Below are 14579 nucleotides of genomic sequence, written 5' to 3' on the forward strand. Positions count from 1 at the left end.
AAGGCAGGAACCAAAAAAACGATATTTAAAAATCAAAAGCCTTTCTGATGTTACTCAGAAAGGCTTCCTTTTTAAGAAAATAATTAAAAAACCGCAATATTTTTATAAGTACGCTACAACGTAGCAAAATGTTTTCGATTCTTTTAATTAGATAACAAAACCTCAAAAAGGTTGCGTCAATACTTGAGAAAATTTCTTTTCTAAGTCGTTATTTGATGAGTACTAAAAAACACCGAGCAAAACAGTTTTTGTTTCATTCGGTGTTTTTAAGCAATATTTTTTTAAAAGAATTAGAATTATCCTTTCGTGATAATTTGTTCTACATAAACATACGGTCCATCTGGAGCTGACTGAGCAATACGCGCACAATACCAATCTGCTCCGTATAATAATCCTGTATCCCATGGACTATTTTTTGCGTCTGCCCATGTCCATTTTTTCGCATTTGAATCTGGATTTGAAGGCCATCCTTTTTCATAGACTTCAATTTTATCTTTCTGAGCTCTAAAAGGCGCATTTGTACTCCATTCTATCCATAATGTTCCGCGTTTTTCAAAAGTGGTCAATTTCCATGTGTACGTTTTTTCTGCCGTTTGATGTTTTGTTGCTTTTTCCATGATATATAATCTTTAAAAATGCCTACTCTATAAAAGGATTTTCGGCTTCGTCCTGTGTTTAACTAATTTGATATTTCAAAATTCATCATTATGAGTAAGAAAAAATAGACTGTAAGTACTGTAAATACGCTTCCGTAGATTCCCGTGATTTGTGGTGGTTTATACGCGGTTATCGGTTTGTAAGTTAAATAGGAGCAGTTTTTTGATTAGTTTTATATCAGATTAAAAAAAGAAAAGCCTGCCAATTATTAATAATCACATAAACTATTCACCAATGAAAAATCAAAAAAAGAAAGAAAAACAAGAAGATTATTCGAAACATAGAAGAAGATGGCAACGAGAAGATATCTTACAACTATCGCATCATTTTCATAAAATAACGACTAGCGGCGAACAATATACAAGAACGAGCGAATTTAGAATGAGTAAAGATGGTGTAGAAAAATTTGATAAAATGAAAAATAATATCGCTCATATTGAAATTCATTTAGGATTGAAAAAGAGAGATAAGAAGAAACAAACCTTTTTCCCAATCTTAAAGGTAATAGGTAAAGAAGGTCGTGAAGACTATTTTAAACTAGATCCTATTGAAAATCTTGAAGAAAGAGATAGGTCTACAGCAGAAGTCCCAGATGTGTTCAAAGAAATGATTTGTAAAAATTGGGACGAAATAGATGTTCATTTGATAGACGATTTATTTACAGCTCGGAAAAAAGAAGAAGTAAATGGTAAAAAAGTAGAATCTACAGTGAGAGTTTTACACTATAAAGTAAATGATACAATGATAGAAACTGTTATACAAAAACTTAAAGGAATTCATGGAATTACCTTATATTCTGGAGTTGACATGAACAAATTCCCAAATAAAGAACTCATTTCTTTCACGCCGGTTTTAGGTTTTAAGTATAAAGAAAGAAATGAAAATAAAGAAACATTAGGACTTAAAGGTGTATTAGAGTTTCTGGATGGGAAAGAAGCATTTGTTGAATATTCAAGCCCATGTCCACCAACATGTTAAATAAAAAATAATGAGTAAAGAACTCTTTGGGATTTTACGATTAATTTCATCTTTTGCGGTGATACTTCCGTTGCTAATTGCAGTGTGGAAGTATCATCGTTTGGATAAAGTGCAACGCAAATTAGTCTATCTTTTGATCACGATTTTAGTGGTAGAATCAATTTCGAATGTATTGTGGTATCAGAAAATAAACAATCTGCCAGTCTATCATTTTTATTCGATCATTGAATTTATTTTGATCGTAAATATCTATAAAGATGAATTGAAAAAACTATTTCCAAAGCGTTTTTTTTACCTATTAATTGCGGTATTTACTATATTTTCAATTGTAAACATGTGTTACTTCCAGAATCTGACGACGTTCAATTCCAATGTAACAACATTATTAGGGTTTTTGGTCATTTTTCTCTCACTCAGTTACTTTTATGCCTTGTTGAAAGAAGTGAAATACAGTTCCTTAGAACAAAATCCGATGTTTTGGATAAATGCAGGGTTTTTAATTTATTTTTCGAGTAACTTAATCCTGTTTTTTATCAACAACAGTATGTTTGCAACAGCAGATGAATCCAGTCGTTTAGTTTGGGGATTACACGCCATTGTCAATATAGTACTAACCTTTTTTTACACGATTTCTATATGCTTGAATCCGAAACAGCAGTAAACTTAAAAATTATCATTATCGGAATGGTCATGATATTTGTATTGGCGTTGGCGGTGATTTTATTTTTTATTATCTATCAAAAGCGATTGTTGGCGCAACAGAAAAAGCATCAACAAGTTGCCGCCGATTATCAAAGAGAACTGTTGGGCGTTGCTATTGAAAGTCAGGAAAAAGAACGCACGCGCATTGGAAAAGAATTGCACGATGATGTGGGCGCTTTATTGACGACAACGAAATTATATCTAAGTCAAATTTCACCAGAACTTTCTGCGGAAGAATTGACAGCTACTTCCGAAAAAATGCGCTCACTATTTGACACCATGATTCAAAGTGTACGGAATATTTCACAAGATTTGCGACCTGTCATTTTAGAAAAATTAGGATTGATTGAAGCCATAGAAAATTTAGTGCAAACGGTAAACGATTCTAGTAAACTGAAAGCTGTTTTTGTGAATAACAGCACACGTTCTATCGCGAAAGCAGATGAATTAAATGTATATAGAATCATTCAAGAATTGATCAATAATACCTTGAAACATGCGATGGCATCCAACATAACGATCACGTTTAACAATGAAGGAAACGCACTAGAAATTATATATGAAGATGATGGCATTGGCTTGCAGCAAGAATACTTAAACCAAAAAGGAATTGGACTCAGAAATATAGAAAGTAGATTGTCTGTAGTATCTGGAACAATTCATTTCAATGCCCAAAAATCGGGAATGAAAGCAACGCTTAAAATACCTATCTAATATGAGCAACGAAATCATACAATTAGGCTTAGTAGACGATCACAATTTGTTCCGTGAAGGCATCAAATCATTATTGGATAAAATTACGGATGTCAATTTGGTGTTGGAAGCGGTCAACGGAAAAGACCTATTTACAAAGTTGAAAAACGAAGTTCCCGACGTGATTTTGTTAGATTTAGAAATGGAAGAAATGAACGGAGTTGATGCTACTTTGAAACTCCAAGAAGCATATCCAGAAGTGAAAATTTTAATCCTAACCATGCACAAAGAAGAGCGCATGATTTCGTATTTGATGGAAATTGGCGCGAATGGTTATTTACTAAAAGATACCACACGCGAAGAATTGGAAGAAGCCATCAAAACTGTGTATAAAAAAGGATTTTACTTCAACGAATTTGTATCGCAAGCATTACTGAAAGGATTAAAAAACAAATCGGGAAAACCGTTAACTATCGGGAAAGATTACCATTTAACTTCACGCGAAATAGAAGTATTAGAACTCATCGCAAAAGAATTTACAACTGCTGAAATGGCAGAAAAACTATTTCTAAGTGTCCGAACAATTGAAGGTCATCGCAAAAACTTAATTAGCAAACTCGGCGTGAAAAATACCGCAGGATTGTTGATAAAAGCTATCAAAGAAAAGTTGATTGTGATTTAACGTGAGTTCGATATAAGTTTCATTCAAATAAAATTTCGCGAACATTTACCTTATAAGATTTAAAGTTATGGAAATTAGGTACTTACTTTCGTTTTCTTTGCTCGCACAAAGAATACTGAATCAAGTTCAGCATAGGCTTCAACAAAAGAAAGTGCGCTTTTAGTTCATTCATTTCTATTTTAAATTAAGGTATTCATGAATGTAAACATTTCCAGAGGTATTTTTAATTTTTCTTTTAGGGAAAAATTAAAACCGCATGAATTTTTCTAAATTTTCTCCAAGGTTTCAAAAATTCTTAACGAAAAATCCCTGCTATACTGCGGAAAAGAAGAAAAACCGCTATTGAATTTTATATTGAACTCAGGTAGTTTTAGACTTCTCCACCAACTTCAAAATCGTTTGCGAAATAAAAATACTCAAAATCACAAATCCCATAAAAAAGAAGAATCCGTTTTGCAATTCAGACTTATTCGTGGTTAAAATTTCGAGGTCTTGAAAGCTATTTTCTAATTGTCCGAGTTGACTCGAAATGATTCCTGTAAAACCAATATACGCCATAAAAATTGCGACAACCATTACATCTGCCATTGACCATTTTCCACTTTTAAATACTAAAAACCGAATGATTTTATTGTCTTTTAACGATTGTTTAAAAACTAACAATACACTTGAAATCAATTTCGATACGGGAAAAATTACGCTAAACAAAACAATCAATATTCCCACGAATAGTACTTTCATTTTTCCTTGTGACAACATCACGCTCGAAACTTCCATGATGCTTTTACTTTTATAATACAACACTTGATCTGTAAACGTAATCGATTCGCCCATGAGTTGTAAATCCATCGAAGAAATGCGCGCATCAATCGCAATCATCGGAAGAAAAACGCCCAATACTAACAAATGCAACGCAGCCAAAATGTACAGTATAATTTTAAACTTGGAATGATTTTTTTCTATCACAATGATCAATAAAACACAAATAAAAGTAAAAAGTAATATGGAGTTTACGATGTTTTGTTTTCCGTTGATGGTTTCCAGTTTTGCAGTGATAATCTCTTTGCAATCTATGCCAGTTTCAGCATTGTATTTTGCGATAATGTTGCTATATGTCGTATAATCAATCTTTTGGAAAGTGCCATCTGTATACGCGTTTATTTGCGCTAGAATATACTTTTTAATGTTGTTTCTATTTTCTTCATTTTCAAGAAAATCGAGAATATCTTCCGTAATTGTTGGAACATGCTCTTTTAATTCGCCAAAGATTTTAAAATAATCGGCGCCAAAATTTCGGAGTGAAAAACCATAGTTTGCTTTTCGATTGTTTTCTGCTTTATAGGTCGTTTCAAACTTATCAATTGATTCGTATAAAAACGTTTGAATTTTATTTCGAGCTTCTTTTCGATCGTTTCCTGTAAGTTTTAATTCTTCTAATTTTTTGGTAATAATGGTCGCAAATTGATCTTCCCAAGCATCTACATTAAACATTCCGTACTTAATATCCGAAAGTTCAATAACGTCCGCTTTGAACACTCGTTTATCATTTTCCAACGAATAGGACGTGAACGTTGCAATGCTGATCGCGATAAGCAGTATCACGAGAAAAATGTTAGCAAGCTGATTGGTCTTCATTAAAAGTGAAAATAAAATTAGTTGGTACTAACAAGACGAACGAATGTATGATTTGTTTCAAAATTAGCGCTTATTCTGCGTCAGCTATATAATTCAAACCAATCTGAGTTTTTATGGTATCGATAATTGTGATTAAATTTTGACTGAATTCTAACGGTAATTTTGAACTTTCCGTTTGACCATTTCGCAAACACGAATTCACTTCTTCAATCTCATGAATATATCCGTTTCCTGTATATGGAAGTTCAAAAACAGTTTCGGAATCATCTTTAAAAAGTGTAATTGTAGTTGGTTGATGAAATCTGCGGTGTAATTTTATAGCACCTTTCGTTCCGTGAATATACGCTTCTGTTGGCGTATTTGCTTCAAAAGTAGACTCTAAAACCGCTTTTGCATTCGTTGAATAATCGAACAATAGCGCGCAAAAACTATCTACGTCTGTTTCGGTCATTCTTGCCATTGTTTTAATATCTGTGGGAATTCCCGAAACTAACAAACTCAGGAAAATAGGATAAATGCCAATATCTAACAAAGAACCGCCGCCCAATTTTTTATTGAACAATCTGCTTTCTAAATTGAGTTCAGCTTTAAAGCCAAAATCAGCACGAATCTGTATAATATCGCCAATGGTTTCTTCGTCAAGTAATGAGATCATTTTTTCAATTGCAGGCATAAATCGTGTCCAAACGGCTTCCATCAAAAACAATTTCCGTGATTTTGCTTCTTGAATCATGGTTTTCACTTGCGTGGAATTGATTCCCATTGGTTTTTCACACAAAACAGCTTTTCCGTTTTGCAAACATAACATCGTATTTTCAAAATGAAACGTATGTGGTGTTGCAATATAAATGACATCAATTTTTGGATCATTCGCGAGTTTTTCATAAGAATCATACGCAGTAACCGCATTATATGTTGAAGCGAATTCGGTTGCTTTTTCTAGATTCCGAGAAGCAACTCCTTGCAGCATTACATTGTCAGAAAGTTGTAAATCGGCAGCGAATTTGTGGGCAATATTCCCCAAACCGATAATTCCCCAATGTATTTTTTTGTGCATGTTGTTTTGTGTTGAATATGTTCAAATTTAGGGAATTATAAACGAATCTTACACTTGAATTATTGTTGTCAGTAACCCACAAAAAAACCGCTTCCATAACTGAAAGCGGTTTTCTAAAATATATAACGAAGCTAAGAATCTCTTACAATCCAAAAGCTGTTTTTACGTTGTCTACGTAATCTAATTTTTCCCAAGTAAATAACTCAACATCCATTGTTTTAGATAATAATATTCTATCTATTTTTATGATGCCCATTAATTTTAAACTTTAAAAGCTCTATTTCTTTTTGTCTTAATTCTTTTAATTTATCTAGTTTTGTTTCAACTTTAGATTCAGCAATATAAAATATTATAGAAATTAAAAATATACCGATCAATATAAATATTATTGTCCAAATTAAACTATTTCCATCTTTAATAAAAAGACCATCTAAGAATATAATTATCATAATTGCTATAGCTCCATAGGGTAGTAGGACGTAGCCGCAACCATTAAAAGCTAAGTTTCCTAATCCATGAAAATTATCTTTTTTTGAATTAAGATGTTCTTCATGAAAAGAATAATTCTGTATTGTAAGATAATGATCTTTTAGATTATTAAATCTAACTTCTCTTTTGATATGATTAATTAGAGTATCTTTTTTAATTAGAGTCGATTCCTTTATATCTTTATTAGAATCAATTTCACAGTAAAAAGGATATTGGTAATCAAAACGAGCCACCTCTATTTCAAGTAATTTTTTATCAGACAAAGGAATTTCATTTTGTAAAAGTTTATAAATTTCGTCTATTTTATTTTTTAAAAGAGTTTCTTGACACAACATATGTATCAAATGCTCAACTTTTGCAAGTGGGTTTTCATTTATAAATTTAGCTTGTTTCATAAAGTTTTATTTTTAAAGTCTACATTTTAATATCAAGTCAGAATGTATTTAGATTTTACTATTATCTAACACAAGTTTTTTATTCTGAAATAACGACAATGTTTTTTAGAAAAAGATACCAATTAATGACGCTTTTTTTCTCATTATAAATGACTACTAAGTTTTAATTAATATAGATGATTAGGATGTTTTTTGTTATTAACGAAACTTTAGAATTTTTTTAAAAGACATTGTTATAATTAAAGATATCCCCAAAACGTATCTAAGTTTTCAATTGAAATTTACTCTGGTTTTGATGGGTAAAACTTCTAGATTACCCACAAAAAAACCGCTTTCAGTTTATGAAAGCGGTTTTCTAAAATATATAGTTAAGCTAAGAATTTCTTACAATCCAAAAGCTGTTTTTACGTTGTCTACGTAATCTAATTTTTCCCAAGTAAATAACTCAACATCCATGGTTTTACTTTCTCCGTACGGAGTTGTGAATGTTTTAGAAACCGTTTCGTTTTTACGTCCCATGTGTCCGTAAGCTGCAGTTTCGCTGTACATTGGTGTACGTAACTTTAAACGACTTTCAATTGATGCAGGACGGAAATCAAATACGTTGGTAACGATTTTTGCAATCTCTCCATCAGTCATGTTTACTTTTGAAGTTCCATACGTATCAACAAAAATTCCCATTGGTTCAACAACACCAATTGCATACGAAACTTGTACTAAAATCTCGTCAGCAACACCAGCTGCTACTAAATTTTTCGCTGCGTGACGTGTTGCATACGCCGCACTTCTATCTACTTTACTTGGATCTTTTCCTGAAAAAGCTCCACCACCGTGCGCACCTTTTCCACCGTAAGTATCAACAATAATTTTTCTTCCTGTCAAACCTGTGTCTCCGTGTGGTCCACCGATTACGAATTTTCCAGTTGGGTTGATATGATACTTAATATCATTCCCAAACAATGCTTGAATCTCAGGAGTTAATTTTGACTTCACTCTTGGAATTAAAATCTCCTTAATATCCTTACGGATTTTCGCTAACATTACTTCATCTTCATCAAAATCATCGTGTTGTGTAGAAACTACAATTGCTTCCACGCGTGAAGGCACATTGTTATCATCATACTCAATCGTTACCTGACTTTTCGCATCAGGACGTAAATAGGTGATGTCTTTATGCTCTCTACGCAAAGCCGCCAATTCGATCAACATTAAATGTGATAAATCCAATGCTAAAGGCATTAAATTAGAAGTTTCTTTCGTCGCATATCCAAACATCATTCCTTGATCTCCAGCACCTTGCTCTTCTTTTGTTGCTCTATCAACACCTCTGTTAATATCATCAGATTGCTCATGAATTGCAGATAAAACTCCACAAGAATTTCCATCAAACATGTATTCACTTTTGGTATATCCAATCTTGTTAACGACTTCTCTAGCAATCTTTTGTACATCTAAATACGTGTTCGACTTTACTTCTCCAGCAAGAAAAACTTGTCCTGTTGTTACCAACGTTTCACAAGCTACTTTTGATTCTGGATCGAATGCTAAAAAATTATCAATTAAAGCATCAGAAATTTGATCTGCTACTTTGTCTGGATGTCCTTCTGAAACTGATTCAGAGGTAAAAAAATATGACATAATAAATCTTTCTTTAAAAAATTATATTAATATGGAAAAACTAAAAGTGATTGCTTAGTCGGCTAAAGAAGTAGAAATTACTGCTTTAGCATTTTTTGTTATCCTGAATTTATTTCAGGATCTAGTCTATAAATCATAAACTAGGTACTGAAACAAGTTCAGCACAAGAGGTTGCAATCAGTTCAAATTTTTCCTCAAAATCAGGTGCAAATGTATGAAAATCTAGTTACATACAAACAACAAAAAAATATAAATTTAGATTTCACTTAAAAACTGTTAAAAACACTTTTTTTTGAAAAAATATTTGGATATTAAAAAATAATGACTTTACCTTTGTAGCAAACAAAGACGAAAAATGCAAAATAAAGTTTCAAATACAATGTGTTGTATGATGTGTAGCAGAAATGCCGCGGAGGACACCATTGTACGATAACTTTAAAAAAGCATCCATCAATAATATAAGCCTCTGCAAACGCAGAGGCTTTTTTCATGATTATATTTTAAGTTAATTTTTTTTCAAAAACCAATGATGACAATTTTTCAACTAGCAGAATTTACAATTACAAGCACAGCAATGATGTGTTGTTGTATGATGGTTATGTGCATGGTATGCTGTAACCAACTCCGCTATTATCGAAAAGTTCCTGATAAGCTCTAACAAGTTTATCGCATCTATAAAAAAGGTCCTTTTGGTAATATACTTCCAAAAGGACTTTTTTTTGGTTAAAATTCAAACACGCTAAGTGTCACATCGAGCACAGTTGAGATGCATTAGAAAAACAAACAAACACACAAATACACAGAAAAACAAAGAACAAAAAAACAAACGAACAAACAGAAAAACGAATAAACGAACAAATACACACATACAAAAACAAGAAAACATGAGCACACAAAAATTCGCAACAAAAGCATTACATTCAGGACACGACACTACAAAAAATGGAGGAACACGAGCCGTTCCAATTTACCAGTCAACAGCGTATGTATTCAACAATTCGGATCATGCATCTAACTTATTCGCGTTAGCAGAACCTGGAAACATTTACACCAGAATAAACAATCCAACGAATGATATTCTCGAACAACGATTAGCCGCTTTAGAAGGTGGAATTGCAGCAGTAGTGACAGCTTCAGGAACGGCGGCGATTGCCACAACATTACTCACATTACTCAGAGCAGGCGATCACATTGTAGCTTCCAACAGTTTATATGGCGGAACCTATAATCTACTCAATGTGACGCTTCCGCGATTGGGAATTACGACAACTTTTGTAGATCCAGATGATGAAAACAGTTTCAGCGACGCAGTTCAAGAAAATACAAGAGCTGTTTTCATTGAATCTTTAGGGAATCCGAAACTAGATGTTTTAGACCTTGAGAAAATTTCGGCGCAAGCCAAAGCAAACAAAATTCCTTTAATCGTCGACAATACGATTGCCACTCCATACTTACTGAATCCTATCAAATACGGCGCAAACATTGTCATTCACTCACTTACCAAATACATCAACGGAAACGGAACTGCCTTAGGTGGTGCCATTATTGACGCAGGAACCTTTGATTGGACGAACGGAAAATTCCCAGAATTCACAGAACCTTCTGCGGGTTATCACGGTTTAGTATACAGCGAAGCACTAAAAGAAGCGGCATTTATCGCGAAAGTTCGTATTGAAGGATTGCGAGATTTTGGTTCAGCATTAAGTCCATTCAACGCGTTTCAAATTATACAAGGATTGGAAACCTTACCAATTCGCATCAAGCAGCACAGTCAAAACGCACTCGAATTGGCAACCTGGTTGCAAACGCAAGAAGCCGTTGCTTGGGTAAACTATCCAGGGTTGGAAACGAGCAACTATCTGGCTTTAGCCAAAAAATACTTGCCAGAAGGACAAAGCGGAATTGTAACGTTTGGAATCAAAGCAGGATTTGAAGCAGCAAAACGCATTGCAGACGAAACACAAGTGTTCTCGCTCTTAGCAAATATTGGCGATACAAAATCACTCATCATTCATCCAGCAAGTACCACACACCAACAATTAAACACGGAACAACAAGCTTCTACTGGTGTGACACAAGATTTAATTCGTTTATCGGTTGGTTTGGAAGATGTAGAAGATTTGAAAGCAGATTTACAAACTGTATTCGAAAAGATAACCGCAGGAATTCCAGCATCCTAAACCATATATTTTGAGAGAGAAAATAGCACATATATCTATTACCGATTTTTTCACAGAAAGTGGCGCGTATTATCCGAACCTAAAGTTGAGTTATCAGCTTGCGGGTTCGGATAACGCAGATGCGCCGATTGTGTTGGTCAATCATGCTTTAACGGGGAACTCCGAAGTCACAGGCGAAAATGGTTGGTGGAAATCACTCATTGGCGATGGAAAATGTATTGATACAAATCATTTTAAAGTTTTAAGTTTTGACATTCCAGGCAATGGTTTTTTGCGCGAAGCAGCACTCATCAAACAGTATAAAGATTTTGTTGCGAGAGATATTGCGAAGATTTTTATCAGAGGATTGGAACATTTAAAAATCAATACATTATTTGCGGCTATTGGCGGATCGTTAGGCGGTGGAATTGTTTGGGAAATGGCGGTTTTAGAACCAAATTTGATTCAAAATTTAATCCCGATTGCTTCCGATTGGAAATCGACCGATTGGTTGATTGCGAATTGCTTCTTGCAAGAACGCATTCTAGAAAATTCGAGCAATCCGATTGAAGATGCACGCATTCATGCCATGTTGTGTTACCGAACGCCATTTTCACTCAAAGTAAAATTTCAGCGGACGCTACATAAAGAAAAAAATATTTTTAATACGGAAAGTTGGTTGCTCCATCACGGAGAAAAATTACAACAGCGTTTTCAATTATCCGCATACAAACTGATGAATCAACTCTTAAAAACAATTGACATTACCAGAGGTCGCGAATCGTTGGAAAAAGTTGCAGCGCCGATTGCGGGAAACATTCACATTATTAGTATTAATAGTGACATCTTTTTTTCGCCTGACGAAGATATAGAAACCTACAGAAGACTCAAGCGCGTGAAGGCAAATGTGTATCATGATGAAATACAATCCATTCATGGGCACGACGCTTTTTTAATGGAATACAGACAATTAAGTCATTTGCTCAGAAACATATTTCAAGTACAAAAATCATCAATTTGATATAAAAAAAATAAGCTATGAAGATATTGAAATTTGGTGGAAAATCACTTGCGAACGGAAAAGGAATTAAAACGGCAATTCAGATTATAAAAGATAAAGCGCAGCAGGAAGGAAATATTGCAGTTGTACTATCGGCGCGCGGAAATGCTACGGATGAATTGTTGGAAATGCTGGAAAAAGCTGCTCGCAAAGAAACGTACCATGAACAATTGACGGCGTTTAAAGCATATCAAAGTCAAACAGATAGATCGCTCGATTTTTCGGAAGAGTTTACAACCTTGGAAAATCTATTTCAAGGAGTTTCTTTATTGGGCGATTATTCTGAAAAAATAAAAGATCAAGTTGCATCGCAAGGCGAAATTATCTCAGCGAAATTGGTCACTAATTTATTAAAGAAAGAAGGTGTAAATGCACATTATACAGATACCCGAAAGCTGATAAAAACGGATGATGTTTTCGGAAATGCGAGACCTTTGGATGTAATTTCGAGAAGAAATGTGATCAATCATTTTAAATCGTACAACGGAACAACGGTTAATATTGTGACAGGTTTTATAGGATCGAATCAAAACAATGAAACGACAACATTGGGGAGAAACGGAAGTAATTATACAGCAGCTTTGTTAGCGAATTTTTTAGATGCTGAAGAATTACAAAATTATACACATGTCGATGGAATTTTCACCGCAAATCCTGATTTAGTGGCTGACGCCAGAAAAATTGCTGAATTATCTTTTAATGAAGCAAATGAATTGGCAACGTTTGGCGCGCACATTTTACATGCAAAAACGATTGTTCCGTTGATTGAAAAAAACATTCCATTGCGAATTTTGAATACGTTCAATAGTTCCGATAATGGAACGGTGATTACGCAAAAAACAAACACAAAAGGCATCAAATCGATTTCGGTATTAGACACTGTTGCGTTGATCAATTTAGAAGGTAGAGGTTTGCTCGGTAGAGTTGGTGTGGATGCACGAATTTTTAGAACCTTAGGCGAAAATGAGATCAATGTGAGTATTATTTCGCAAGGTTCATCGGAACGTGGTATTGGTTTGGTAATTGATGCAGACAAAGCTTCCAAAGCTATTGTTAGTTTAGAAAAAGAGTTTGAAAATGATTTCTATACAAAAGATGTCAATAAAATATCAGTTATAGATGATGTTGCTGTCATTTCGATTGTTGGTCAAGATTTGAGCGAATTTCACAAGCCGTATAACGCATTGATAAAGAATCAAATTGTTCCGATTTTGTTTAATAATACGGTTTCAGGTAAAAACGTGAGTTTGGTCGTGAAGAAGTCACAATTACACAAAGCTATCAACGTGATTCACGGCCAAATCTTCGGAATTTCTAAAAAAATAAACATTGCTGTTTTTGGAAAAGGATTGGTCGGTGGCACATTGCTCGATCAAATTGTACACAGTAAAACAGCTATTTTAGATAAAAATAACATCAAGCTAAATGTATTCGCTATTGCAGATTCACAACATGTGTATTTAGACAAAAACGGCATTGCAGACGATTGGAAATTTGAATTTCAACAACAAAAAACGGCATATACATTACAACAAATTATAGATTACGCGAAAGCGCACCATTTAGAAAACCTCATTGCGGTTGACACAACGGCGAGTAAAGATTTTATTCATGATTATATAAGTTTAGTTAAAAATGGCTTTGATTTGGTTTCGGCAAATAAAATTGCAAATACAGTTGAATATTCGTTCTATCAAGAATTGAGAACGCAGCTTCAAAAGTATCAAAAAAATTATTTGTACGAAACCAATGTTGGGGCTGGATTGCCATTGATAGACACGATTAAATTATTGCATAAATCGGGTGAAAAAATTAAAAAAATTCGCGGTGTATTTTCGGGTTCATTAAGTTATCTGTTTAATACGTATTCAGTGGAAGATATTCCGTTTAGTATGGTATTGAAACAAGCCGAAGAAAAAGGGTTTACCGAACCGGATGCACGTGAAGATTTATCGGGAAATGATGTGGCTCGAAAGTTATTAATTCTTGCCAGAGAATTGGACTTAAAACATGAATTATCAGACATCACGATTCAAAATTTATTACCAGCACATTTACAAGCAATCAATCTGCAACTATTCAAAAAAAGTATCACAGATTTAGATCAAACATATACACTCATCAAAGCAAATCAAAAGGAACATCATGTATTACGGTATGTTGGCGATTTATCTACAGAAACAGGAATTTTGGAAGTAAAGTTAATTTCTGTGCCGAGCAATAGTGCCTTGGGACAAATAAAAGGCTCGGATTCTATTTTCGAGATTTACACAGAAGCGTACGCAGCACAACCATTAGTCATTCAAGGTGCCGGAGCTGGCGCGGCGGTTACGGCAAGAGGTGTTTTTGGAGATATATTACGTTTAACGGAGAAATTGTAGACTTCGACTCCGTTCAGTCTACGTTTGAAATTTAGAGGTTTATAAGTTTAGAC

Annotated in this window: 12 protein-coding genes; 7 read left to right on the forward strand and 5 right to left on the reverse strand. The window is 34.0% G+C overall.

Annotated elements, in window-relative coordinates; translation table 11 throughout:
- Window positions 1-296: 296 nt before the first annotated feature.
- Window positions 297-617 (reverse strand): hypothetical protein, encoded by a 321-nt coding sequence (locus tag H2O64_RS01155; protein ID WP_187560296.1) that lies wholly within the window; start codon window positions 615-617, stop codon window positions 297-299.
- A 274-nt stretch (window positions 618-891) separates the two neighbouring features.
- Here H2O64_RS01155 and H2O64_RS01160 point away from each other — a divergent pair, with 274 nt between their 5' ends.
- Genes H2O64_RS01160 through H2O64_RS01175 form a run of 4 tightly spaced genes read left to right on the forward strand, consistent with a single transcriptional unit; the run spans window position 892 to window position 3712 of the window.
- The gene (locus tag H2O64_RS01160; protein WP_187560297.1) at window positions 892-1635 is read left to right on the forward strand and encodes a hypothetical protein; all 744 of its coding nucleotides are present in this window, start codon (window positions 892-894) and stop codon (window positions 1633-1635) included.
- 10 nt (window positions 1636-1645) lie between these two features.
- On the forward strand, window positions 1646-2296 hold the full coding sequence (locus H2O64_RS01165) for a hypothetical protein (protein ID WP_187560298.1): 651 nt from the start codon (window positions 1646-1648) through the stop codon (window positions 2294-2296).
- Complete coding sequence (locus H2O64_RS01170; protein ID WP_187560299.1) at window positions 2272-3051, forward strand: sensor histidine kinase; 780 nt, start codon at window positions 2272-2274, stop codon at window positions 3049-3051. Before H2O64_RS01165 ends, H2O64_RS01170 begins: the two co-directional genes overlap by 25 nt.
- A 1-nt stretch (window position 3052) precedes the next feature.
- A complete protein-coding gene (locus tag H2O64_RS01175) occupies window positions 3053-3712 on the forward strand; it encodes a response regulator transcription factor (RefSeq protein WP_187560300.1) in 660 nt (219 codons plus the stop codon).
- Window positions 3713-4072: 360 nt separating this feature from the next.
- On the opposite strand, the gene H2O64_RS01180 is transcribed toward H2O64_RS01175, so the two are convergent.
- The 4 genes from H2O64_RS01180 to metK form a co-directional block, all read right to left on the reverse strand.
- A complete protein-coding gene (locus H2O64_RS01180) occupies window positions 4073-5314 on the reverse strand; it encodes a paraquat-inducible protein A (protein WP_187560301.1) in 1242 nt (413 codons plus the stop codon).
- A gap of 103 nt (window positions 5315-5417) precedes the next feature.
- The gene (locus H2O64_RS01185) at window positions 5418-6404 is read right to left on the reverse strand and encodes a Gfo/Idh/MocA family protein (RefSeq protein WP_187560302.1); all 987 of its coding nucleotides are present in this window, start codon (window positions 6402-6404) and stop codon (window positions 5418-5420) included.
- Window positions 6405-6637: 233 nt separating this feature from the next.
- Complete coding sequence (locus H2O64_RS01190; RefSeq protein WP_187560303.1) at window positions 6638-7288, reverse strand: hypothetical protein; 651 nt, start codon at window positions 7286-7288, stop codon at window positions 6638-6640.
- A gap of 384 nt (window positions 7289-7672) precedes the next feature.
- Window positions 7673-8926 carry a methionine adenosyltransferase gene (gene metK, locus H2O64_RS01195; RefSeq protein WP_187560304.1) on the reverse strand — a complete coding sequence of 418 codons (1254 nt, stop codon included), beginning with the start codon at window positions 8924-8926 and terminating at the stop codon, window positions 7673-7675.
- 884 nt (window positions 8927-9810) lie between these two features.
- On the opposite strand from metK, the gene H2O64_RS01200 reads away from it, so the two are divergent.
- The 3 genes from H2O64_RS01200 to thrA are packed head-to-tail and all read left to right on the forward strand — an operon-like array spanning window position 9811 to window position 14526.
- Window positions 9811-11106 carry an O-acetylhomoserine aminocarboxypropyltransferase/cysteine synthase family protein gene (locus H2O64_RS01200; protein WP_187560305.1) on the forward strand — a complete coding sequence of 432 codons (1296 nt, stop codon included), beginning with the start codon at window positions 9811-9813 and terminating at the stop codon, window positions 11104-11106.
- 10 nt (window positions 11107-11116) lie between these two features.
- The gene (locus H2O64_RS01205) at window positions 11117-12106 is read left to right on the forward strand and encodes an alpha/beta fold hydrolase (protein WP_187560306.1); all 990 of its coding nucleotides are present in this window, start codon (window positions 11117-11119) and stop codon (window positions 12104-12106) included.
- Window positions 12107-12123: 17 nt separating this feature from the next.
- A complete protein-coding gene (thrA, locus tag H2O64_RS01210) occupies window positions 12124-14526 on the forward strand; it encodes a bifunctional aspartate kinase/homoserine dehydrogenase I (protein WP_187560307.1) in 2403 nt (800 codons plus the stop codon).
- Window positions 14527-14579: the final 53 nt, after the last annotated feature.

The organism is Kordia aestuariivivens (assembly GCF_014397005.1).
Classification (GTDB): Bacteria; Bacteroidota; Bacteroidia; order Flavobacteriales; family Flavobacteriaceae; genus Kordia; species Kordia aestuariivivens.